Genomic DNA, 21,745 nt, shown 5'->3' on the forward strand with positions numbered 1-21,745 from the left:
CCGGGAGCCGATGATGCGGAGCGTGGTCAGGATCTGGCGACGCTCGATCCAGGCCCGGGTCGTCACCAGCACCATCGTGCTCAGCGCACTGGTGATCTCCTTGACCGGGTGGGCGCTCCTGCGAGATGTGGCGGCCGGTCTGGCCGACGGTCGGCGGGTCGCGGCGATCTCGGAAGCTCGGTCCGGATTCGACTACGCCCAGACGCAGCTTGACGCCGCGGTCGAGACCGAGCCGGCGACACAGTCGCAGACGCTGACCCGCATGGTCGACTCGCTGACGACCTCCCGTGGGGCCAAGCGCACGTACGAGCTGGTGCTCGAAGGACCGCTGTCGAAGAAGCGTGGCCAGGTACCGGTGCGGTCGTCCGCCGCGATCGAACCCGGCTCGTTGCCGGCTGACCTGAACAAGGCGGTCCGAAGCGAGGCCGGCACATTCTGGCGCTACTCCGACCTGGCCTTGCTCGGTGCGGCGGATCCCGAGCCGTCGGTCGTCGTCGGCAGCCAGCTGCGCGCCCCGGCCACCGGGGACACGTACGCGATGTACTACCTGTTCTCGATGAACGATCAGCAGGCGACGCTCGACCTGGTTCGGCGTGCACTGACGCTGGGTGGACTGGCCATGGTCCTCATGGTCGGCGGTGTCGCCTGGCTGGTGTCTCGGCAGGTCCTCGACCCGGTACGCCTGGCCCGGCGCATCGCCGAGCGGTATGCGAGCGGCAACCTCGAACAGCGCATGCACGTCGACGGCGAGGATGACATTGCCCGTCTGAGCTCATCGTTCAACCAGATGGCGGCGAGCCTGCAGAGCCAGATCCGCCGCCTCGAGAACCTTTCGCGGCTGCAGCAACGATTCGTCTCGGACGTGTCGCACGAGCTGCGCACCCCACTCACGACGGTGCAGATGGCCAGCGCCGTGCTGTACGACTCGCGTACCCGCTTCGATCCGCAGACTGCGCGCTCGGCCGAGCTGCTGAAGGGAGAGCTGGACCGCTTCGAGTCGCTCCTGACCGATCTGCTCGACCTGAGCCGCTTCGACGCGGGTGCTGCCGATCTGGAGCTCGACCGGATCGATCTCGCGCAGGTCGCGAAGGAGGCCGCCGACGACCCGGTCGTGGCGCGCGGGGGCATCGAGATCCGGCTCGTCGGGGTGGACCATGCCGCTGTCGTGGAGGCGGACATCCGTCGCATCGATCGGATCGTTCGCAACCTGCTGACGAACGCGGCGAAGTACAGCGGATCGCCAGTGATCGAGATCGAAGTCGCTCAGAACGACCGGTGCGTGTCATTGTCGGTGCGCGACTTCGGCGTGGGGCTCGCGGGGGACGAGAATCTCCGTGTGTTCGATCGGTTTTGGCGCGCCGATCCGGCCCGCACGCAGGGCGGGACCGGTCTGGGCCTGGCCATCTCCCGGGAGGATGCCGCACTTCACGGCGGCACGCTGCACGCGTGGGGTCGCCCCGGGGAGGGCAGTGAGTTCGTGCTGACGATCCCCAAGCCCGAGGGCACGGCGAAGTTTCCCGCAATCGTCTCGGTGTTCGCATGATCGACGTAGTCCGCCCTGCGACGTCCCGGCTGGTGGCAGGGATCGCGGCACTCCTGGTCGTCTCAGCGTGTGCCGGCATCCCGACGGCGGGACCGGTGACCAAGGTGGCCGACGATCGCGGCTTCGGAGAAAGCACCGTGCGCTACACCCCGGCCCGACCTGCGGCGGGAGCGTCCCCGCAGCAGATCGTCCGCGGTTACCTCGACGCGATGCTCGCTTACCCTGTGTCGACTGGCACGGCGGCGGCCTTCCTGACGCCCGAGGGTGCGGCATCGTGGAGCTCGGCGTCACGGGTGCGGATCTACCGCAACCCCGAGGTCTCGCCGACCCTGGCCGCGCGAAACGAGTCGGGCGCCCGCAGGAGCAGCCAGTCGCCGGTCGACGTTCGACTCGGCATTGCGGAGGATGCTCGGCTGGACCGCCAGGGTCATTACACCCGCACGGCCGAGCCGGCCACGATCACCTATCGACTTGAACGCGTCGACGGCCAGTGGCGCATCGCCAATCCGCAGCCGGGCCTGCTGGTCAACCGGAAGTTCTTCGACGACTACTTCCGGCCGTTCGACATCTTCTACTTCGACCGCCCCGGCAGCCGGCTCGTGCCGGACCCGATCCACCTCCCGGTGGGGGACCAGCTGGCGACAGGATTGATGGCGAGCCTGGCGCGCGGGCCGGACGCCACGGGGGACGGGGCCGAGCGAACGTACGTTCCCGGGGCTGACGTGCTGCGGCCTTCGGTGCCGGTGTCGGATGATGGCATCGCCGATGTCGAGTTCGCCAGGAATCTCATGGCGCTGTCCGACTCCGAGCAGAATCATCTGTCAGCCCAGATCATCTGGACGCTGCGCCAGGTGCCTGACGTGACAGCGGTCCGCATCGTCGGCGACGCCAGCCCCCTGCCCGCCGGGGGCAGCACGGCTCAAGACATCGACTCGTGGGGCGGCTACGGTCCTAGCATCGCGCGGACCCACACCTATGGGGTCGTTGGCGGCAAGGTCGTGCAGATCGATGACGAGAAGGTCGAGCGATTGAGCGGTGCCTGGGGCAAGGATGCACGAGGGGCGGTGTCGATCGGAGTTTCGGAGCAAGGCGTCGCCGCGGTGCTGGCCGGACGAGCTGCAGTGCGGGTCACGGACCGGGACGGCCGAGCAGCCCGGACATTCGACGGCGTTCAGCTCATCGATCCGCGCTGGGACGATGACGGCAATCTGTGGCTCGTGGACCGGCCCGGCGCGCGCACTCGGGTCAGACTGGTCAACGGCTCCCGCTACCGGACCCTCGGCATCGGTGGGCTCGCCGGGCTCGTCGTGCGGAGCTTCGTGACCTCTCCGAACGGATCCCGCTACGCCGTGACGGCCTCGGGTCCGGAGGGATCCAGAATTTATGTGGGGCGGGTGTTGCGGGACGGGAAGGATCGGATCTTGGGTCTTGGCGACCCGGGCCGGGTCCACACGTCCGTGGAGCAGCCGCGATCGGTCAGCTGGTCGTCGGGCTCCCGCCTGACGTTTCTCGGCGCCAGCCAGGCCGGCAGTCAGGTCTACACCGCGGCGATCGACGGGTCATCGACGACCGGTGGCGTGGCCCGCGGGGGAGCGCTCCTGCCGGACATCGATGCCCGGGCGCTTGCGATCGGCAGTGGTGAGCTGCCCGACAGCTATGCGACCGACGTGCGCGACCGGCTCTGGCACCTCACACCTGGTGGGTCGTGGCGATTGCTTACGACGGATGGAGTCACAGCGCTGACCTCCGGTCGTTAGCTCCACAACCGGTCGTCCGAGCGTGGTGCTGCGCCGCGGCGCCACCGATGCTGGGGTCGTGCATGAGCTGATCATTCCCGCGGTGGATCTGTTGCTCGGGGCGCGGTGTGCGGGATGCGGACGCCCGGCGCTCACGCTGTGCCGACCCTGCGCCGAGGCGATCCGGCCGCACCCCGAGATCGTCTGGCCGGTCCCGACTCCGCCGGTCCTGCGAGGCCAGCGGCCTGTGCCGCCGGTAGCGGCAGGCTCGCACGCCCATGTCCTGCGGCGCGTGATCGTGGACTGGAAGGAGCGGGGCGCGACTCGTCTGACCACCCCGCTGGACCACTTGTTGGCCGCTTCGGTGCTGACGCACGTGAGCTCCTCCCGACCCGTGACGCTGGTCCCGGTGCCGACATCGCGCAGGAGCCGCCGCGAGCGTGGTTGTCACCTGGTCGGCGACTTGGCCGGATCAGCAGCACGTCTACTTCGCCAAACCGGACTGGACATTCGTGTCGCCGGCGCCCTGCGTCCGGTGCGAGACACTGCGGACCAGGTCGGACTCGATGCGGCGCAACGCGCGAGCAATCTCCGCGGGGCCTTTCGCGTGCGGTCGGACCGCCTGCTGTCGGCTCGCGACATCGTGGTTGTCGACGACATCCTGACGACCGGCGCGACAGTCGCTGAGGCCGTTCGTGCGCTCAGCGACGCGGGCCGCCGGCCGGTCGGCATCGCGGTGATAGCGGCGACTCCTCGCAATCCTGACGATCGGCCATGAACTTGCCTCCTGCTCTGGCGGAACATCGGAGCGCGGTCTAACGTCACTCGTATGTGAAGACAGCGCTGAACTCGAGCGCGACACCGACAACAAAGGGAGTCCTCATGGAAATTGTCGTCAATGGTCGCAACAGCGAGATCTCCGAACGGTTCCGTGAGCACGTCGAGGACAAGCTCCTCCGGCTCGAGAAGTACGACTCCAGGCAGAAGATCAGCCGGGTCGAGGTTGAGGTCACGCACGAGAAGAATCCGCGCCAGCATGACACGGCGGCGAAGGTCGAGATGACGTTGCGCTCGCGTGGACCGGCGGTCCGTGCCGAGGCATCCTCCACCGATCAGCACTCAGCCCTCGATGCGGCAATCGACAAGCTCGAGTCTCGGCTTCGGCGTTCGGTCGACCGGTCTCGCATCCACCACGGCCAGCGCGGACCGACCTCGTTGGCGGCCGCGACGGCTGACCTCCCGGTCGCTGACCTGGCGGCTGACGGCTCGGACGATGATGTGCCCGAGAGCCAGACCGGACCGATCGCAGTGGAGGGCGACAGCCCGCTGATCGTGCGGGAAAAGACCCATCAGGCGACGCCCATGACGCTCGACCAGGCGATGTACGAGATGGAGCTGGTGGGTCACGATTTCTATCTGTTCCTCGAGAAGGACTCGATGCGTCCAAGCGTCGTGTACCTCCGCCGGGGTTATGACTACGGCGTGATCCACCTCGACGTGAGCGAGTGAGTTGGTAGGCGTCTTGACGTTCCGCGTGGCATGATCGTGGGCGTGACTAATCGGGGTGACAGCATCCGGGTCCTTCTCGTCGACGACCAGGAGCTCTTCCGGCGCGGGGTGAAGATGGTGCTGAGCGCGGATGACGCGCTCGAGCTCGAGGAGGTCGACGACGGCGAGAAGGCGCTGGAGCTTGTCGCGGACCACCCGTTCGACATCGTCCTGCTCGACGTCCGGATGCCCGGTCGCAGCGGCGTCGAGGTGTGCGCCGCGATCAAGGAGATCTCGCCAACGACCGGAATTATCATGCTCACCGCGAGCGATGATGAATCCGATCTCTACGAGTCGATCCGCAGCGGGGCGTCGGGCTATCTGCTCAAGGATGGCTCGACATACGAGCAGGTGGCCGAGGCAGTCCGTCTCGTGGCGTCAGGCCAGTCGTTGATCAGTCCGAGCATGGCGACCAAGCTGCTGGACGAGTTCGTCCAGATGTCCAAGAGCCCGGCGCCGACCACGAATCTCACTCCACGTGAGCTGGGGGTGCTGCGCCACGTCGCACGTGGCCGCAGCAACCGCGAGATCGCCGAAGAGCTGTTCATCAGCGAGAACACCGTCAAGAACCACATCCGCAACATCTTGGAGAAGTTGCAGATGAAGTCGCGGATGGAAGCGGCCATGTACGCCGTCCGCAGCAAGCTCGTCGACGACCTCCAGTAAGCCGAGAGCTCGCGGCGCATGGCCCACGCACCGTCTGGGGAGCTGACCCGGGCCCAGGCCGCTCGAATCGCACTTGCCGCGCAGGGCTTCACCCGGCCGCGGCCTGGCGTCGAGGGCGACGTGACGGCGCGCCACGTCGGCCGGGTCATCGACCGACTCGGCTTCTTCCAGATCGACTCCGTCAATGTCCTGGCTCGCGCTCACTACATGCCCCTGTACTCCCGACTCGGCGCTTACGACGTCGAGCTCCTGCACCGAGCGGCGGGTCGGCGGCCGCGGCGGCTCTTCGAGTACTGGGCGCACGAGGCGGCACTGGTCGACGTCAACCTGTGGCAGGCCCTCCAGTTCCGCATGCACAGCGGAGCCCGGATGTGGGGCGGCATGGCGCAGATCTTCCAGGAGCAGCCCGAGCTCGTCGCGTGGGTGCTGGAGGAGGTGCGGGCACGTGGCCCGCTCACAGCGCGCGAGATCGAGCACGATGCACCTCGAGACAAGGACAGCTGGGGGTGGAACTGGTCCGAGGTGAAGATGGCGTTGGAGTACCTGTTCTACAAGGGAAAGGTCACCGCCGTGCGGCGCAATGCAGCGTTCGAGCGGGTGTACGACCTCCCGGAGCGGGTCATTCCGCCCGTGCAGCTGGATGCCTCACCGCTGGGGAGCGAGGAGGCTCACCGGGTGCTCGTGGGCCACGCCGCCCGGGCGCTCGGTGTCGGGACAGCGCAATGCCTGCGTGACTACTTCCGCATGGATGCGGCCTCGAGCAGGATCGCGATCGACGAGCTGGTGGCGGCAGGCGACCTGCTGCCGACCACGATCGCCGGCTGGAAGCGTCCGGCCTATCTGCACCGCGACGCGGTCTGCCCCCGGACGGTGAGAGCGCGTGCTCTGCTGAGCCCATTCGACCCGCTGGTGTTCGAACGCACCCGCACCCAGCATCTGTTCGACTTCCGGTATCGGATCGAGATCTACGTGCCGGCGCATCGACGCGTCCACGGTTACTACGTCCTGCCGTTCCTGCTGGGCGATCGACTCGTCGCCCGAGTCGACCTCAAAGCCGATCGGCAGGACGGCCAGCTCCTGGTGCACGGCGCATGGGCGGAGCCGAACGCACCGCAGAACACGGCTGACGAGCTGGCGCAGGAACTGCGCCTGATGGCTCGCTGGCTCGGGCTGACGACGGTCGTCGGACCAGGCCGGGGAGATCTGGCCGGGGAACTCACAGCGTCACTTGCCCGTCACCTAGACTGAACAGGCCCCCCAAACTTTTCGGCAGCCCCGTCATTCAGGAAGTGCATTTTCGTGCCCAAGGTCATCGACAAGATCCTTCGCATGGGCGAAGGCAAAGTCCTCAAGCAGCTCCAGGCGATCGCCAACCAGGTCAATGCCCTCGAGGACGAGTTCCACGCGATGAGTGACGAGGAGCTCCGTGGGATGACTGACGAGTTCCGGGCCCGGTTGGCCGACGGCGCCACCGTGGACGACCTGATGCCGGAAGCATTCGCCACGGTGCGCGAGGCGGCCCAGCGGGTTCTGGGCCAGCGGCACTTCGACGTGCAGATCATGGGCGGGGCTGCGTTGCACTTGGGCAACATCGCGGAGATGAAGACCGGGGAGGGCAAGACGTTGGTGTCGACCCTGCCGGCGTACCTCAATGCGCTCGAGGGCAAGGGCGTCCACATCGTCACGGTCAACGACTACCTCGCCCGCTATCACGCCGAGTGGATGGGCCGCGTGCACCACTTCCTGGGCCTGAGCGTCGGCATGATCCTGCCGAGCATGACGCCCAACGAGCGCCGCGAGGCCTACGCGGCCGACATCACGTACGGCACCAACAACGAGTTCGGCTTCGACTACCTGCGCGACAACATGGCTGACGACATCGCCGAGTGCGTGCAGCACGGACACAACTTCGCCGTCGTCGACGAGGTCGACTCGATTCTGATCGACGAGGCGCGCACCCCATTGATCATCTCGGGGCCGACGGAGGAAGAGGTCAAGTGGTACGGCGAGTTCGCTCGGATCGTCGGTGCGATGAAGATCGATGATCACTATGAGGTCGACGAGAAGAAGCGAACCATCGCCGTGACCGAGGAGGGCATCGACCGGGTTGAGGACCAGCTCGGCATCGACAACCTCTACGACGCGGTCAACACACCGCTGATCAGCTTCCTGAACAACGCGATCAAGGCCAAGGAGCTGTTCAAGAACGACAAGGACTACGTCGTCATGGAGGGCGAGGTCCTGATCGTCGACGAGCACACCGGACGCATCCTGGACGGTCGCCGCTACAACGAGGGTCTGCACCAGGCCATCGAGGCCAAGGAAGGCGTCCGCATTCGCGAGGAGTACCAGACGCTCGCGACGATCACTCTGCAGAACTATTTCCGGCTCTACGACAAGCTCAGCGGCATGACCGGTACGGCCCTGACCGAGGCCTCGGAGTTCGACAAGATCTACAAGCTCGGCGTCGTCGCGATCCCGACCAACCGGGTCGTGGCGCGAATCGACCAGCCCGATCTGGTCTACCGGACAGAACAGGCCAAATTCGACGCCGTGGTCGAGGACATCGTCGAGCGCCACACCGCGGGACAACCGATCCTGGTCGGCACGACGAGTGTCGAGAAGAGTGAGCGCCTGTCCAAGCAGCTCAAGAAGCGTGGCGTGCCGCACGAGGTGCTCAACGCCAAGCAGCACGACCGGGAGGCCTCGATCGTCGCGATGGCCGGTCACAAGGGTGCTGTCACCGTGGCGACGAACATGGCTGGGCGCGGCACCGACATCATGCTCGGCGGCAGTGTCGAGTTCCTCGCCGACGCGGCACTGCGCCGCAAGGGCCTCGACCCGCTGGAGGACTCCGAGGCCTACGAGGCTGCATGGGGAGACACGCTCAAGCAGATGGAGGCGCAGGTCGCGAGCGAGCACGACGAGGTCGCCGCCGTGGGCGGACTGATGGTGCTCGGCACCGAGCGTCACGAGTCCCGTCGCATCGACAATCAGCTGCGCGGTCGCTCCGGTCGGCAGGGTGACCCGGGCGAGACCCGCTTCTACCTGTCGCTGGAGGACGACTTGATGCGGTTGTTCAAGGCCGACTGGGTCAACTGGGTCCTGCAGACCATGAAGATCCCCGATGACGTCCCGATCGAGAACAAGCGCGTCACCGGTGCCATCGCTTCGGCTCAGTCGCAGGTCGAGGCCCAGAACTTCGAGACCCGCAAGAACATCCTGAAGTACGACGACGTCATGAGCGCCCAACGCTCGGTGATCTACGCCGAGCGCCGCCAGGTGCTCGAAGGTCAGGATATGCACGAGTGGGTGACCTCGACGATCGGCGACGTCGTGACGGCATACGTCAGCGGTGCGACCGAGGGCTTCCCCGAGGAGTGGGAGCTGGAGCAGCTCTGGACCGCGCTGGGAACTCTGTACCCCGTCGGTCTGACGGTCGACGGCGTCGAGGCCGAGGCCGGAGGCCGCGAGGGGTTGTCCCGCGAGCTGCTGCAGGCCTTGGTGGTGGAAGATTCCATGGCGGCCTACGCCAGGCGCGAGGAGGAGCTGGGCTCGGAGGTCATGCGTGAGCTCGAGCGACGCGTCGTGCTGAGCGTGCTGGACCGCAAGTGGCGCGAGCACCTGTACGAGATGGATTACCTGCGGGAGGGCATCGGTCTGCGGGCGTACTCGCAGCGTGATCCGCTGGTGGAGTACCAGCGCGAGGGCTTCGATTTGTTCAACGCCATGATGGAAGGCATCGCCGAGGAGTCTGTCGGCTTCTTGTTCAACCTTGATGTCCAGGTGGACCAGACGGCGGAGGCCGAGTCCGAACCACAGTTGACCGCGAAGGGCCTGGGAGGCGAGAAGAAGCAGCAATCGCTGTCGTACTCCGCACCCAGCGAGGACGGCGAGGTGGAGGTCCGCGGCGAGACCGTGGCCGAGGACACGGTCGAGTCGGAGGCCCGCCGCGCCGCCAACACCAAGAACCGAGCCCGTCAGAAGGCGAAGCAGCAGCGGAAGTCCCGCAAGAACAACCGCTGAGGCGCGGGGGAGTCATCAACCCCACGTGAGGGCAGTGCAGCGCCACACCTTCTCGCCGCGGTGTGTGCAGTGCAGCTCCAGACGAACGGCGACCGCGCGGGAACGGTCGCGGTGCACCATGCGTGCCGCGATCTCGGCGGCCTCGTCATGGATCATCGAGAGGTGCACCGAGACGACGCGGACGCCTTGGCCGCCCGCTCGGGCTCGTGCGGGCACTCGGGCGTGCGCCGATAGGCGGATTGTCAACTGTTCGTAGACCTCCGGTGACATCCAGGCCGCCATCTGCCGCACGGCCCGCTCGCCGGACAGCACCTCGACGAGCGCCTGCATGAAGTGCGCCGCACGCCTGCGCAATGGCCCGGCGTCGCCACGCTCGACCGGGACGGGCAGAACAGGCTGCAATCCGGGGAACGGCAACGGGATCTGGCCGCTGGCCGGCTCGATGGGCTCGGCGAATGTGGGGAGCCGGGTGGGGGCGAGCAGTGCAGTCGCGTTCTTCATGTGGGTTCCTTCCCTGCTGGCGGGACGAGTAGTTGAGCGGGGACGATCAGGTTCGGATCCGGGCCGATGACCTCGCGGTTGACCTCGTGCCAGCGACGGCATCCGAGTGCGATCCGGGCCGGACCGGCGTCGGCCGGCAGCCAGTGCGCGACGATCGACCACAGGGTGTCGCCGGCGTGAACGGTCACGGGCTCGGCGCCCCGACCCGCACCAGGCATGACCGCGGGACGGTCCGGCACTCGGAGGCCGGAGAGGTCGTGCGTCGGCTGCGGCGCGGGCGCTGACCCTTGCTCGGCAGAAGCGGGCGCGAGTGCCAAGGCGCTGACGGTGCCGGCGAGCAGAGCTTGACGGACCAGGCGAGGCGCCACCGCGCGAAGCACTGGGGGAGGAACTCGGGCGGCAGACAGGGCGACCAGTAGGAGGATCCATGCGGAGAGAACGAGGTGGACGAGACCGCCGATCGCGAGCAGCGCGGCGGGAAAGCTCGCGCCACCTACGTCAGCCGCGAGATCCCCGACGTCTGGTGCCCACGCGGCGAGACTCGCCACCGCCAAGCACGTGACGGCCCACTCGGAGCGAGACACCATGCGATCCCCCGATCGATACTACTTTGAGTCACGTTTGACAACGTTTGATGACATTCAAGACCGGTAGGCCCGGGGTGTCAACGGGCTGGGTGCGCGGCTGTGGGTTGGCGCCGTCAAGTCCCGGCTGAGCTATCGTGCGCGTCATGAGGTGGGATCGGCTGTTCGACGAACTAGAAGGTCAGGCGCACGACATCGAGCTCGAGGAGCGGGATGCCTTTGCGGACGAGCTCCGTGACGGGACCTGGGCAGAAACCCCCTGGCGGCGGATGCTCGGCGGACGTGTCGCCCTCGCGGTGCGAGGGGCCGAACGAGTCGAGGGCGAGGTGATTCTGGTCAATGACCACGTGGTCCACCTGCGCGGCGACGGGTTCGAGCACATCGTGAGCGCCTCGGCGGTCCTGACCGTCCTCTCGACCGAACGGCGCTCAGAGGCCCCGAGCGTGGTCCGGTCTGCCCTCGGCTGGAGGCACGTGCTCCGTGCGCTGCGCGGCGCGGGCGAGGAGGTGCGGGTGCACCTGGTCGACGGCGCGGCACGTGATGGCTTGGTGCGGGTGGTGGGTCACGACTTCGTCCAGCTTCGCGTACCGTCCGGTCGCGACCAGATCGTGCCGTTCAGCTCGATTGCGGTGGTCAGCGGTCGGACGTGACGTCCGCGTCGGCGTGGTGGTCCTCGTGCGCCTCGGCGCGCGCGTACTGCCGAGAGATGTAGTCCTCAAGCTGTTCGTTCTCGATGCGCCACTGACCGCGGCCGCCGATCTGGATGCCCCGCAGGTCGCCCGAGCGAACCAAGGCGTACACCTGTCGCACCGTCACGTTGAGCACCTCGGCGACATCAGCCAGCGTCAGGAACCGAGGGGTGGCAGGTGGCATGAGATCAGTTTCTCATGGGCCGGTGTCAGGAGACCCTCGGGTCGCCACGGCTGTGGACAACCTCGACCGGTCTGGACTAACCCGGCGTGAGTCGGTAGAACCGAGTCATGTCTAACTGGCGGGGGCCCGGGGAGTCGGGCAAGGCAAGGGCGCAGCGGCTGCGCATCCGACCGTGGCGGGACCCGCGGCTGCTGGTCGGGGTGCTGTTGGTACTGGGGGCGACGATCCTTGGTGCCAAGGTGGTCGCGGCCAGCGACGACAGTGTCCAGTACTGGTCGATGAGCGCGTCCGTGCGTCCTGGCGATCCGGTCGATCGGGATGCGTTGCGGGCGACCAGCGTGCGATTGTCCGACGCGACCGATGGCAACTACCTACGGGTGGACGAAGAGTTCGAGGCGCCGTTGGACCAGCTGGTCTGGGCCCACCGAGTCGAGGCGGGGTCGCTGGTCGACAAGTCCGCCGTCGTCCGTGCGTCCCGGGCTGCCCGCAGCCAGCTGCCACTGAGCGTCGCGGAGGGCGCAGCCCCGGCCGACCTCGCCCGGGGAGATCTTGTGGACGTCTGGGTCGGTCCGCGACCCGACGAAGAGCCGCGGCACGTCGCGAAGCGGGTGCTCGCGTCGGTACGCGTCGCGGAGTCAGGAGGAGACTCGGCCGCACGGGGCGGCTCGCTGGCGCGGACCGTTCTGGTCAACGTGGCCGCGACCCAGCTCGAGGGCTCGGTGGTCGGCACGGTCGCTGCCGGCCACGTGACACTCGTGCGGGTGTCGTGATGGATGTCGTGCTGGCCGTGGGCGGGTCGTCATGGGAAGCCGCCGCGATTCGAGAGATCAAATCCTCAGACTCGCTGCGTCTGGTGCGGCGCTGCGTCGATGTCGCGGATCTGCTCGCGGTGGCCGGCACTGACCTGGCAACAGCAGCGTTGGTCTCCGCAGACCTCGTCGGCCTGGACGCGGACACAGTTCATCGGCTCGAGCGAAACAACATCAGGGTCGTTGCGATCGAATCGGAAGCTGAGCACAGTCGTGCGCTGGGCATCCACCGATTTGCCCGGTTGGGCCGACTCGACGTGCTGGCCCGCGATGTCTCGTCCCGTGCTGCTCCGGCCGACAACCAGCCACGCACGCCGCTTCTCGCGGTGTGGGGCCCGGCCGGATCGCCGGGGCGCAGCACCGTTGCGCTGTCGATTGCGGCCTCTGCCGCAGCACAGGACGTCGACACGATCCTGGTCGACGCGGACACGTACGGCGGCTCGCTCGGGCAGTCCTTGTCCGTGCTCGACGACGTGAGCGGGCTCGTGGCTGCCTGCCGTGCCGCCAACACCGGTCGTGCTGCGGAGGTCACGGAGCAGCTCCTGGTGATTGGCGAGCGGCTGCGGCTGCTGACCGGCCTGCCGCGAGCCGACATGTGGCCGCAGGTGCGGACCGGAGCGCTCGAGCTGGTCCTTGAGCGACTCCGCGCAGAGTCCGGTCTGCTCGTGGCTGACTGCGGCTTCTGCCTCGAGCCGGGCGACCGCAACCAGACGACGTTGCAGGTGCTGGATGAGGCGGATGTCGTCGTGGTGGTCGGCCAGCCCGATCCGGTCGGTCTCGCGCGCCTGGTCCGCGGCCTGCATGATCTTGTCGAGACGTTTCCCGGCCAGGTCCCCACCGTCGTGCTCAACCAGGCGCGCGCATCGCTGGCGTGGGGTGAGCGTGACATCAATTCGACGCTGCACCGCCTGACCGGCATCGCCCCAGTCGTGCATCTGCCGCACGACCAGCCGGCACTCGACCTCGCTGCGGTGAGTGGGCGGAGCCCGCGTGAAGTCGCGCCGTCGTCGCCGTTCGTGGCACGGATCGAGGTCCTGACGCAGGGTTTGGTGTCGCAGGCGGCGCGCACGTCGGTCCTCGCCCCGTCGGTTCGATGACCCGGTGGTAACTTCGTTCCCAAACGTCCTGAGGAGAGTAATGCAACGGTTGAGCCCCCTGGACGCGATGTTCCTGCAGCAGGACACTCCGACCGTTCCCCGCCAGATCGCCTCACTGGCGATTCTCGAGCCCGGGGAGAATCCGCTGGAGTACGACCGGCTGATCCACGTCATCAACGAGCGCATCGACCTGGTGCCCCGCTACCGGCAGGTGCCGCGCACGGTGCCCGGATCGCTCGGCACACCGGTGTGGCTCGACGATGAGGACTTCGACATCTCGCTGCACGTCCGGCGTTCGGCCCTGCCGCGACCCGGCACGACCGGCGCCTTGCACGAGCTCGTCGGACGGTTGATCGCTCGCCGGCTCGATCTCGACCGCCCTCTGTGGGAGCTCTATCTGATCGAGGGGCTGTCCAAGGGGCGGGTGGCGCTGCTGTTCAAGGCCCACCAGGCCTTGGTGGACGGGTCTGAGACCGTCGATCTCGCGCAGGTCCTGCTCGAGGAGACCGCGCACGACCGGGACATCCCGCACGCGGAGTGGAATCCCCGCTCAGAGCCGAATGCCGCCGAGCTGGTGGCCGGGACGCTCAACCGGAACATCCGACACCCCGGCGAGGCGCTCAGGGTCGCCGAGCTCAACCTGGGCAGGCTCGCTCGGCGCCTGCCGGTCATCGGCTCGGAGGGGCAGGCCGCCCACGGCGTGCTGTCGACCGAGCTTTCACGTCACCGGCGGTTCGCCTCGCTGGCGGCCCGCCTGGACGACTTCCGGCGGGTGCGCGAGGAGCATGGCGGCACCGTCAACGACGTCATCCTGGCCGTGATCGCCGGCGGCATCCGCGGATGGATGCTCACCCGAGCCGAGCCGGTCTCCGCCAAGACGAGCTTTCGCGCGATGGTGCCGATGTCGGTGGTGGCCGACGACGGTCTGCCGACCTCGCTGGGCTCCAAGGTTCGCGGCCATCTGCTGTCGCTGCCGGTGGGAGAATCGAATCCGGTCGTTCGTCTCCACCAGGTCTCGTATGCGTTGAAGGACCACCGTGAGACCGGCTCGGCGGTGGCTGCCAACAAGCTCGCCAACCTGCCGGGCTTCGCCACGTCCACCTTCCACGCGGTCGGCGCCCGGGTCGCAGACGCCGAAGCCGGCCGCGGCCACCAGATCGTCATCACCAATGTCCCCGGCCCGCAGGATCCGGTCTACATGGCCGGTGAGGTCGTCAGTGAGGTCTACCCCTGCATTCCTCTGAGCGGCCGCCGGGCCGTGTCGATCGGTGTGACGTCCTACAACAGCAAGGTGTTCTTCGGCATCGTTGCCGACCGCGAGGCCGTCCCGGACGTCGACGTCCTGGCCCAGTGCATCGAGGATGCCCTGACCGAGCTGGTCGAGACGGTGGACGGGCGCGGGTCCCGCGCGCCCCGCGGGCGGCAGCGGCCCGCCAAGAAGCCATGAGGGTCTATCTGGCGCTCGGCGACTCCGAGCTCGTAGCCCTCGCGGGAGGGAACCCGGTGTCCCCGCCAGCATTCATCGCCGCGTCCGAGGACGAGGAGGACGAGCTCGCCGCGCTGGAGGAGGCCTCCGAGCACGGTCCGGTCGTGGCCGCCGCTGAGCTCGACGATCCGGATGCTCCCGTGACCCTGGCCGACATTGCTTCGTTCCACACCGCTGTCGACGACACGGGCGATCTTGCGTGGTTCGCGACGCAGGAGGTCGACGCCGTGCTCCACACCCTGCGGGGCCGGAGCACGACGTCGCCGTGATGAAGCCGTCCGCTTAGAGCTTGGTCTGGCCGTACTCGACCTCTTCGCGCAACGATGCACGGATCGCTTTGGCGACCTCGGGTTCGATCTTCTTGCCGATGAACGGGATCGACACCTTGACGTTGCCGTCGAGGGTGAACTCGGTGCCCTTGGACCCGGGGAACAGCTTCGCCTTGCCGGTCATCTCAGCTGGCTGCCCGATGATGCTGACCTTGACATCGGCGGTGCGGTTGCCGTCGCTGTCCGGGCCGGCCCAGACCTCGGTCTGCTTGATCTTGACGGTGCTGCCGGTGAGCTTCTTGACGAAGTCCGGCATGTCGGCGTCCTGCGTGCGGATGACGGTCACCGTGGCGCCCTCGCCCACCTGCTCGACTGAGACTTCGAACTCGTGTGCACCTTGCTTCTCGCAGGACTCGGTGCGGAATGCCTGGTCGGTGATCAGGGCGTAGACCGCCTCGACGTCGGCGCCTGAATAGCTGTGTTGTTCTGTGAGCTTCATCTGAACATCCTTGTGTAGATCGCTGGGTCTTGCAGAAGATCGGTCATTCTGCGGCAGGATCGATCTGGGCGGTCGCCGATCCGGTGCCGATTCCCTTCAGCTCCGAGAGGCGTGCCTCCACCTCGGCCGCGGTGCTGTCGCCCTCCAGCTCCTCGAACTGAGCGTCGAGGCTCGACGCGGCGAGCTCGGACTGACCCGCGACCTGGGCCTCGACCCGGCGCACCTTGTCCTCGAACCTGGAGACCTCGCTGGTGGGGTCCAGGATGTCGATGGAGCGGACCGCGTCCTGCACCTTGGCCTGGGCGTCGGCGGTCTTGGCGCGCGCCACGAGCTGGTCACGCTTGGACTGCAGCTCGCGAAGCTTGGCGTTCATGCCGATCAGTCCGACCTTGAGCTTCTCGACGACCTCGCCCTGCGAGGCGATTTGCGGGGCCTCGGTGGTGGCTTCGTTCTCGAAGCTGATCTGCTTGCCCAGCGCGATCTTGGCGAGGTTGTCGAACTTGTCCGCTTCAGCGGCTTGGCCCGAGGTACGCAGTGAGTCGGCCTTCTGCGACGCGCGCAGCGCCTTGTCGCCCCACTCCTTGGCAGCGGTGACGTCCTCGGCGTGGTCAGCCTCGGCGAGGCGCAAGTTACCGATCGTCTGGGCGACCGCCTGCTCGGCCTCGGCGATCGAGCTGGTGTAGTCGCGGACGAGCTGGTCCAGCATCTTCTCCGGGTCCTCGGCCTTGTCGAGCAGGGCGTTGAGGTTGGCGCGGGTCAGCTGGCCGATGCGCCCCAGGATGGACTGTTTCTGAGCCATGGTCGTCACTCTCTGTCAGGTGCTGGCGGGCCGATGTGCTGCCGCCCGTCGGCGCCGGTGGCGCCACATGTTGATCTTGCTGCATCTCCGAGCCCGAGACAACAGGGTCCGGTCCGCCCACCCGAAGGGCTGTCACAGCGAGACGGTCTCGAACAGCGACGCTGCAGCCGGTCGCGACGTCCACCGCGGATCGAGGCCACTACGGGACGAACGGGATCTCCTCGTCGCCCTGCGTGCAGGTCTTCTGCGCGATTGCAGCCGGGAACCGATACTTCTTCAGGGTCGCGCAGTCGGGCAGGGTCTGACCGGCCCAGACCTCCTTCCAGGTCCCGGCGACCTTGGCCCAGAGCACGGCATTGCCGCCGCACTGCGGGATGAACGTGCCGCCGGCCGCCCATCCGCTCGGGTCGACCCGAGCGACATGGATCTCGGGCTCCTCAGTGCAGACATCGTCCTTGCTGGCCCGCTGGCGGGCCAGCTCGCGCCGGATGAACGCGGTGAAGTCATCGGGTGCCCCGGTGAGCCGGGCCGTGTCGTCTGGCTGCGCCACGGTGACCTCGTCGTCGCCGTAGTCGACCACGTCCGGCACGGTGGTGGTCGTGCCCGTTGGTTCCGGAGCGGGCGCCGCAGCCGTCGTCGTCGACACCGTTGCGGGCGTGTCCTGCTTCGAGTCCGACGGCCCCGAGCCGCACCCGGCGGCCATCAGCAGGAGCGTGATGGCCGCAGCCAGGGTCCGTTTCATGCGCTCAGTAGATCACCGCGCCCGATGCGCGCGGTAGTCGACGACCTGTTGGAAGGTCGGGCGCTCCTCTACGTCGAAATATGTTGCACGTCACAACGATCGGGGCAGAGGCGAAGTTACTGGTCGGTCACAATCATCTGGCGACCGTCCCATCCACCGCTTGGCGCAGCAGGTCGGCGTGACCGTTGTGCCGGGCATATTCGGAGATCATGTGCAGGTGGACCCGGCGCAGCGAGAGACGATGTCCGTGCCCGTCGTCGACCATCAGATCGAAGTCGAGCTCGTGCACGGCAGCGGCGGCCAGCGCCTGCTCCTCGATCAGCTGGTCGACTGCGCGCTCGGCGTCCGCGGGGTCGATCACGCCGAAGTCGGTGTCCTCGCGCGCCTCCAGGTTGTGGAGGTTCTCGACGTCCTCGCCAGCAGCTCGCTTGCGGAACCAGACTCGCTCGACCTTGGCCATGTGTCGCACCAGCCCGAGGAGCGTCAAGTTGGTCGACGGGATCGGTCGTTCGGCGAGCTGCTCGGCAGTCAGTCCGGCGCAGATGTTGAGCATGGTCGAGCGCTGGTGGGCCAGCTCGGCCTCAAGCATCGGGCGGTCGGGGCCGGCCAGTGGTCCGCCGGAATGGGTAGGGGTGGGAGAGATCCAGGTCATGCAGGGATCGTTCCACGCGCAGCGCTCGGGAGCGCCGCGGGTGGAACTCGTCAATCGGCCGGATCGATGGGTGCGTCGTCGGCGATGCGCGCCTGAGGTCCGCCGACGAGAGCGGGCGAGTTGGCTGGTGTCGACCACACCTGCGTCTGGAGGAACGTCAGGAAGGTGCGTGCGGCATCGCGGGTTGCAAACTCGAGGTCGACAAGGACGTAGTGCGGATCGTCGATCGGCTGGAGGATTCGCTCGTGAAGTACGCCGCTCGCCCTGCGTCGCTCGGCAAATCGCCCGTAGGCTTCGCGCCAGGTGTCGAAGTCACTGATGGAGTGCTCGATGAGAAGTGTGGCCATGATTGCTCCCGGTGGTGGTGGTGGTATAGCTCGACGCTAGACAGCACCCAGGGCATTCACCATCCCCGAAATCTGGGGGGTGCGTCAGGCGTACGCTGATGTGGTGACACGTCCTGTCCGCGCAGCACGTCTCGCGGCGGCCGTCGAGCGCATCGTCGCGGCGGGCGCGGACGATCGAGCGATGCGCGCGCAGGTCCTCGGAGCCATCGAGCGGTTCGTGCCGTTCGATGCCTACGCGTTCTTGCTCACTGATCCGAGCAGCACCGTGGGGTGCTCTCCCGTGGCCGACGTGCCGGATCTAGCCTCGCTGCCTGCACTGATCCGGCTGAAGTATCTGACCTCGACCAACCGATGGACCGGGCTTCCTTCCCGCGGTTGCGCGACCCTGCAGCAGGTGACGAACGGCCGACCGGAGGCGAGTCTGCTCTGGCGGGAGCATCTGTCTGGGCTCGGCATTCACGACGTGTTCTCCGGCGTCTACGCAGATCGCTTCGGCTGCTGGGGCTTTCTCGACCTGTGGCGCACCACTCGGTTCGACGACGATGAGGTGGCGGCGCTCGCGGGGGCGGGTCATGCGATCACTCATCTGTTGCGGCGTGTCCAGGCCGCAGCCTTCGTCCGCGGCAACGCCTCGCAGCAACTACACCGTCCTGGTGCCTTGGTGCTGTCGCCCACGCTTGAGGTTCGCGCGCAGACGCCGCAGACCCAGGACTGGCTTGCCTCGCTCGTCCCTCCTGAGTCGGGACGGGGGCCGGTCCCTGCGAGCGCGTACAACGTGGCGGCACAGCTCTTGGCGATCGAGTCCGGGGTCGACGCGCACCCCGCCCAGGCTCGCGTGCACCTCGGTGACGGCGCATGGCTGACCCTGCGCGCGGACCGGCTCGCCGGGACCGAGCGCGCCGAGCGAGACATCGTGGTGACCATGGAGATGAGCTCGCCAGCCGAACGCCGCGATGTCTTCTCCCGGTCCCACGGACTGACCGCTCGTGAGAACGAGCTGTTGGATCGCCTGGCCGAGGGCGCGGACACGAGGACTGCGGCGCACCGGATGACGATCAGTGAGCACACGGTGCAGGACCATATGAAGTCGATCTTCTTGAAGACCTCGACCTCGAGTCGGCGGGAGCTTCTGGCGGCAACGGGGGGTGGATGACTTCCGCAGCTCACTGGCAGCGACTTCGTCAAGAAGATCGCCTGAGCGCAGCCGATGTTCATCTGATCCGACCCGACGTGCTGTGGCCCGCGCCCTGCAGGCGGTGGCCATCTTGTTCCAGACACGCTGACGGCATCCACATCCATTGCCGAGACGCCTTCACAAATCCTTCGAGGTTCGGCACTATCGAATGAAGTGCTTTCGGAGGGAAGGTCCATCGGGGGATGGAATCTCAGACATCAGTCCTGTCTGATCGTGTGCGTGAGCTGGTTCGTCAGCGCCGCATCGATCCGCGCACGGACGCAGACTCGGTGCGCCGGGCGGCGCTCGACGTCGTCTCGGCGCACGAGTCCAGCAGCCTGACCGGCGCAGTCAGATCACTCGACGAGCCGGAGCTCGTGATCGGTCAGATCGTTGCCGAGGTGTCTGGGTTCGGACCGCTGCAGGCCCTTCTCGATGACGACTCGGTCGAGGAAATCTGGATCAACGACCCGTCGCGGGTGTTCATCGCCCGTGACGGTCGGCACGAGCTCACATCTCTCATCCTCACCTCCGAGCAGGTCCGCGAGCTGGTCGAGCGGATGCTGAGCTCATCGGGTCGTCGACTGGACATCAGTCAGCCGTTCGTCGACGCGATGCTCCCCGGCGGACACCGGTTGCACGTCGTGCTGGACGGGATCTCGCGCGGATTTGCCGCCGTGAACATTCGCAAATTTGTAGCGCGCGCCCACTCGCTCGACGACCTGGTCACGCTCGGCACGCTGGACAGGCAAGGCACAGCCTTCCTGCACGCAAGCGTCGTCGCCGGACTCAACATCGTCGTCTCGGGCGGCACCCAGGCAGGCAAGACGACGTTGTTGAACTGCCTCGCAGCCTCGATCCCGGGCTCCCAACGGTTGGTGTCGGTGGAGGAGGTCTTTGAGTTGCAGTGCGGCCATCCGGACTGGGTCGCGATGCAGACTCGCCAGGCCGGTCTGGAAGGCACGGGTGAAGTTTCCTTACGTGATCTGGTCAAGGAGGCGCTGCGGATGCGACCGTCGAGGGTCATCATCGGCGAGGTCCGCGCTGCTGAATGCCTCGACATGCTGTTGGCGTTGAACGCCGGCCTCCCAGGCATGGCCAGCATCCACGCAAACTCGGCGCGCCAAGCCTTGGTCAAGCTGTGCACACTGCCGCTGCTGGCCGGTGACAACATCGGCTCGCGATTCGTGGTGCCTACCGTGGCGACGTCGGTCGATCTGGTCGTTCACACGGCGATGGCGGCGGACGGCTCCCGCGCAGTGCGGGAAGTCGTGGCTGTGACGGGCCGCGTCGAAAACGATGTGATCGAGTGCGAACCGATTTTTGTCCGCAGAGGGGGCCAGCTCGAGCGCGCTCACGGCAGGCCACTTCGACATGAGGCCTACGCAGAGGTTGGGATAGACCTCGACGATGTGCTGGGGGCTGGCCGATGGGCGCCTTGATCGGCCTGATGACCGGTGGCGGTCTGGTGTTGATCGGCTTGGCGTTCAGCCGGCCAGCCAGATGTTCGGTGCGCCCCACCAAACAGGCCGGACGACTCGCGGCTCTGTTGGCCCGCGCCGGGGCAGAGGGAGTATCACCCTCGCAGATGGTGGCGCTCTGTTCGACGGCATTCGTGGTGGCAGGGTTGCTGCTCGCGGCGGTCTCCGGCGTCGTCGTGATGGGGATTGTCCTTGGTCTGCTGGCTGGCGCCTCGCCGATCGCGGTGCTGCAAGGGCGGGCCGGACGCAGAGCGCGCGAGCACGCTGCCTTGTGGCCGGACGCGGTCGACAATCTCGCCTCGGCGGTACGTGCTGGTCTGTCGCTCCCGGAGGCACTGATGCAGCTGGGCGACCGTGGGCCCGAGGGACTGCAGGAGTCGTTCGCCCAGTTCGGCCGTGACTACCAAGCCTCGGGACGGTTCAACGCCTCGCTCGACCTGCTGAAGGCGAGACTCGCCGATCCGATCGGTGATCGCGTCGTCGAGGCCCTTCGTATCGCGCGGGAGGTCGGCGGAGGCGACCTGGGTCGAGTGCTGCGATCGCTGTCCGGATTTCTACGCGAAGACCTACGCACCCGAGGTGAACTCGAGTCACGCCAGTCCTGGACCGTCAACGGCGCACGACTTGCGGTCGCGGCACCGTGGATCGTGGTGCTGTTCATGTGCCTCCAGCCGGAAGTCGTCCATCGCTTCGCGCAACCCGCGGGAGTCGTCGTCCTCACCTCTGGCGCGGTGCTCTGTGTCGTCGCGTATCGGTTGATGATGCGGATCGGACGACTGCCCGCCGAGAAGCGGATTCTGGCATGACCGGGGCGATGATCGGCCTGCTGTCCTCGCTGGGCCTGCTGTTGGTGATCTCGGGATGGGCGCGGACGCGGCGGCCGACGCTGGAGCAGAGGGTGGTGCCGTATGTC

The 21,745-nt window shown here is 67.2% G+C and carries 23 protein-coding genes; 15 read left to right on the top strand and 8 right to left on the bottom strand.

Annotated elements, in window-relative coordinates; all coding sequences use genetic code 11:
• Positions 1 to 22 precede the first annotated feature (22 nt).
• The 7 genes from mtrB (at position 23) to secA (ending at position 9,519) form a co-directional block, all read left to right on the top strand.
• Entirely contained in the window at positions 23 to 1,543 is a 1,521-nt protein-coding gene (gene mtrB / locus WB461_RS10980; protein WP_423852770.1) for an MtrAB system histidine kinase MtrB, read from the top strand.
• The gene (locus tag WB461_RS10985; RefSeq protein ID WP_423852771.1) at positions 1,540 to 3,300 is read left to right on the top strand and encodes an LpqB family beta-propeller domain-containing protein; all 1,761 of its coding nucleotides are present in this window, start codon (positions 1,540 to 1,542) and stop codon (positions 3,298 to 3,300) included. Before mtrB ends, WB461_RS10985 begins: the two co-directional genes overlap by 4 nt.
• Positions 3,301 to 3,358: 58 nt before the next feature.
• Positions 3,359 to 4,057 carry a ComF family protein gene (locus WB461_RS10990; protein ID WP_423852772.1) on the top strand — a complete coding sequence of 233 codons (699 nt, stop codon included), beginning with the start codon at positions 3,359 to 3,361 and terminating at the stop codon, positions 4,055 to 4,057.
• Positions 4,058 to 4,161: 104 nt separating this feature from the next.
• On the top strand, positions 4,162 to 4,788 hold the full coding sequence (gene hpf / locus WB461_RS10995; protein WP_423852773.1) for a ribosome hibernation-promoting factor, HPF/YfiA family: 627 nt from the start codon (positions 4,162 to 4,164) through the stop codon (positions 4,786 to 4,788).
• A 42-nt stretch (positions 4,789 to 4,830) separates the two neighbouring features.
• Positions 4,831 to 5,493: a response regulator gene (locus tag WB461_RS11000; RefSeq protein ID WP_423852774.1), complete on the top strand. Its 663-nt coding sequence runs from the start codon at positions 4,831 to 4,833 to the stop codon at positions 5,491 to 5,493.
• 18 nt (positions 5,494 to 5,511) lie between these two features.
• Positions 5,512 to 6,741: a winged helix-turn-helix domain-containing protein gene (locus WB461_RS11005; RefSeq protein WP_423852775.1), complete on the top strand. Its 1,230-nt coding sequence runs from the start codon at positions 5,512 to 5,514 to the stop codon at positions 6,739 to 6,741.
• 51 nt (positions 6,742 to 6,792) lie between these two features.
• Positions 6,793 to 9,519: a preprotein translocase subunit SecA gene (gene secA, locus WB461_RS11010; RefSeq protein WP_423852776.1), complete on the top strand. Its 2,727-nt coding sequence runs from the start codon at positions 6,793 to 6,795 to the stop codon at positions 9,517 to 9,519.
• Between the two features lie 15 nt (positions 9,520 to 9,534).
• Here secA and WB461_RS11015 read toward each other — a convergent pair whose 3' ends face one another.
• Together WB461_RS11015 and WB461_RS11020 are read right to left on the bottom strand one after the other, a co-directional pair.
• Positions 9,535 to 10,020 carry an Rv3235 family protein gene (locus WB461_RS11015; protein WP_423852777.1) on the bottom strand — a complete coding sequence of 162 codons (486 nt, stop codon included), beginning with the start codon at positions 10,018 to 10,020 and terminating at the stop codon, positions 9,535 to 9,537.
• Entirely contained in the window at positions 10,017 to 10,604 is a 588-nt protein-coding gene (locus tag WB461_RS11020) for a hypothetical protein (RefSeq protein WP_423852778.1), read from the bottom strand. The genes WB461_RS11015 and WB461_RS11020 overlap by 4 nt, the downstream gene beginning before the upstream one ends.
• A 146-nt stretch (positions 10,605 to 10,750) precedes the next feature.
• Here WB461_RS11020 and WB461_RS11025 point away from each other — a divergent pair, with 146 nt between their 5' ends.
• A complete protein-coding gene (locus tag WB461_RS11025) occupies positions 10,751 to 11,254 on the top strand; it encodes a hypothetical protein (protein ID WP_423852779.1) in 504 nt (167 codons plus the stop codon).
• On the opposite strand, the gene WB461_RS11030 is transcribed toward WB461_RS11025, so the two are convergent.
• Entirely contained in the window at positions 11,238 to 11,477 is a 240-nt protein-coding gene (locus tag WB461_RS11030; protein WP_423852780.1) for a helix-turn-helix domain-containing protein, read from the bottom strand. The genes WB461_RS11025 and WB461_RS11030 overlap by 17 nt on opposite strands.
• 107 nt (positions 11,478 to 11,584) lie before the next feature.
• On the opposite strand from WB461_RS11030, the gene WB461_RS11035 reads away from it, so the two are divergent.
• The 4 genes from WB461_RS11035 to WB461_RS11050 are packed head-to-tail and all read left to right on the top strand — an operon-like array spanning position 11,585 to position 15,138.
• Positions 11,585 to 12,247: a hypothetical protein gene (locus WB461_RS11035; RefSeq protein ID WP_423852781.1), complete on the top strand. Its 663-nt coding sequence runs from the start codon at positions 11,585 to 11,587 to the stop codon at positions 12,245 to 12,247.
• Positions 12,247 to 13,383, top strand: coding sequence for an AAA family ATPase (locus tag WB461_RS11040; RefSeq protein ID WP_423852782.1), 1,137 nt, complete (start codon positions 12,247 to 12,249; stop codon positions 13,381 to 13,383). The genes WB461_RS11035 and WB461_RS11040 overlap by 1 nt, the downstream gene beginning before the upstream one ends.
• A 40-nt stretch (positions 13,384 to 13,423) precedes the next feature.
• Entirely contained in the window at positions 13,424 to 14,830 is a 1,407-nt protein-coding gene (locus WB461_RS11045; protein ID WP_423852783.1) for a WS/DGAT/MGAT family O-acyltransferase, read from the top strand.
• A complete protein-coding gene (locus tag WB461_RS11050; protein WP_423852784.1) occupies positions 14,827 to 15,138 on the top strand; it encodes a hypothetical protein in 312 nt (103 codons plus the stop codon). Before WB461_RS11045 ends, WB461_RS11050 begins: the two co-directional genes overlap by 4 nt.
• 13 nt (positions 15,139 to 15,151) lie before the next feature.
• On the opposite strand, the gene WB461_RS11055 is transcribed toward WB461_RS11050, so the two are convergent.
• From WB461_RS11055 to WB461_RS11075, 5 genes are all read right to left on the bottom strand, one after another.
• The gene (locus WB461_RS11055) at positions 15,152 to 15,637 is read right to left on the bottom strand and encodes a DUF2505 domain-containing protein (RefSeq protein ID WP_423852785.1); all 486 of its coding nucleotides are present in this window, start codon (positions 15,635 to 15,637) and stop codon (positions 15,152 to 15,154) included.
• 43 nt (positions 15,638 to 15,680) lie between these two features.
• Positions 15,681 to 16,436: a PspA/IM30 family protein gene (locus tag WB461_RS11060; protein ID WP_423852786.1), complete on the bottom strand. Its 756-nt coding sequence runs from the start codon at positions 16,434 to 16,436 to the stop codon at positions 15,681 to 15,683.
• Between the two features lie 199 nt (positions 16,437 to 16,635).
• The gene (locus WB461_RS11065; RefSeq protein WP_423852787.1) at positions 16,636 to 17,178 is read right to left on the bottom strand and encodes a hypothetical protein; all 543 of its coding nucleotides are present in this window, start codon (positions 17,176 to 17,178) and stop codon (positions 16,636 to 16,638) included.
• 133 nt (positions 17,179 to 17,311) lie between these two features.
• Positions 17,312 to 17,830 carry a DinB family protein gene (locus WB461_RS11070; protein WP_423852788.1) on the bottom strand — a complete coding sequence of 173 codons (519 nt, stop codon included), beginning with the start codon at positions 17,828 to 17,830 and terminating at the stop codon, positions 17,312 to 17,314.
• A gap of 50 nt (positions 17,831 to 17,880) precedes the next feature.
• The gene (locus WB461_RS11075; RefSeq protein WP_423852789.1) at positions 17,881 to 18,177 is read right to left on the bottom strand and encodes a hypothetical protein; all 297 of its coding nucleotides are present in this window, start codon (positions 18,175 to 18,177) and stop codon (positions 17,881 to 17,883) included.
• Positions 18,178 to 18,280: 103 nt separating this feature from the next.
• On the opposite strand from WB461_RS11075, the gene WB461_RS11080 reads away from it, so the two are divergent.
• From WB461_RS11080 to WB461_RS11090, 3 genes are all read left to right on the top strand, one after another.
• Entirely contained in the window at positions 18,281 to 19,330 is a 1,050-nt protein-coding gene (locus WB461_RS11080) for a helix-turn-helix transcriptional regulator (protein WP_423852790.1), read from the top strand.
• 224 nt (positions 19,331 to 19,554) lie between these two features.
• Positions 19,555 to 20,793: a CpaF family protein gene (locus tag WB461_RS11085; protein WP_423852791.1), complete on the top strand. Its 1,239-nt coding sequence runs from the start codon at positions 19,555 to 19,557 to the stop codon at positions 20,791 to 20,793.
• Positions 20,781 to 21,638: a type II secretion system F family protein gene (locus tag WB461_RS11090; RefSeq protein WP_423852792.1), complete on the top strand. Its 858-nt coding sequence runs from the start codon at positions 20,781 to 20,783 to the stop codon at positions 21,636 to 21,638. The genes WB461_RS11085 and WB461_RS11090 overlap by 13 nt, the downstream gene beginning before the upstream one ends.
• Positions 21,639 to 21,745: the final 107 nt, after the last annotated feature.

The organism is Aeromicrobium sp., assembly GCF_049587115.1.
GTDB lineage: Bacteria > Actinomycetota > Actinomycetes > Propionibacteriales > Nocardioidaceae > Aeromicrobium.

Coding starts and splice junctions, on each gene's coding strand:
- WB461_RS10985 (WP_423852771.1), top strand. CDS start 1,540: ATGATCGACGTAGTCCGCCCTGCGACGTCCCGGCTGGTGGCAGGGATC.
- hpf (WP_423852773.1), top strand. CDS start 4,162: ATGGAAATTGTCGTCAATGGTCGCAACAGCGAGATCTCCGAACGGTTC.
- WB461_RS11005 (WP_423852775.1), top strand. CDS start 5,512: ATGGCCCACGCACCGTCTGGGGAGCTGACCCGGGCCCAGGCCGCTCGA.
- WB461_RS11015 (WP_423852777.1), bottom strand. CDS start 10,020: ATGAAGAACGCGACTGCACTGCTCGCCCCCACCCGGCTCCCCACATTC.
- WB461_RS11025 (WP_423852779.1), top strand. CDS start 10,751: ATGAGGTGGGATCGGCTGTTCGACGAACTAGAAGGTCAGGCGCACGAC.
- WB461_RS11030 (WP_423852780.1), bottom strand. CDS start 11,477: ATGCCACCTGCCACCCCTCGGTTCCTGACGCTGGCTGATGTCGCCGAG.
- WB461_RS11035 (WP_423852781.1), top strand. CDS start 11,585: ATGTCTAACTGGCGGGGGCCCGGGGAGTCGGGCAAGGCAAGGGCGCAG.
- WB461_RS11040 (WP_423852782.1), top strand. CDS start 12,247: ATGGATGTCGTGCTGGCCGTGGGCGGGTCGTCATGGGAAGCCGCCGCG.
- WB461_RS11045 (WP_423852783.1), top strand. CDS start 13,424: ATGCAACGGTTGAGCCCCCTGGACGCGATGTTCCTGCAGCAGGACACT.
- WB461_RS11050 (WP_423852784.1), top strand. CDS start 14,827: ATGAGGGTCTATCTGGCGCTCGGCGACTCCGAGCTCGTAGCCCTCGCG.
- WB461_RS11055 (WP_423852785.1), bottom strand. CDS start 15,637: ATGAAGCTCACAGAACAACACAGCTATTCAGGCGCCGACGTCGAGGCG.
- WB461_RS11060 (WP_423852786.1), bottom strand. CDS start 16,436: ATGGCTCAGAAACAGTCCATCCTGGGGCGCATCGGCCAGCTGACCCGC.
- WB461_RS11065 (WP_423852787.1), bottom strand. CDS start 17,178: ATGAAACGGACCCTGGCTGCGGCCATCACGCTCCTGCTGATGGCCGCC.
- WB461_RS11070 (WP_423852788.1), bottom strand. CDS start 17,830: ATGACCTGGATCTCTCCCACCCCTACCCATTCCGGCGGACCACTGGCC.
- WB461_RS11075 (WP_423852789.1), bottom strand. CDS start 18,177: ATGGCCACACTTCTCATCGAGCACTCCATCAGTGACTTCGACACCTGG.
- WB461_RS11085 (WP_423852791.1), top strand. CDS start 19,555: ATGGAATCTCAGACATCAGTCCTGTCTGATCGTGTGCGTGAGCTGGTT.
- WB461_RS11090 (WP_423852792.1), top strand. CDS start 20,781: ATGGGCGCCTTGATCGGCCTGATGACCGGTGGCGGTCTGGTGTTGATC.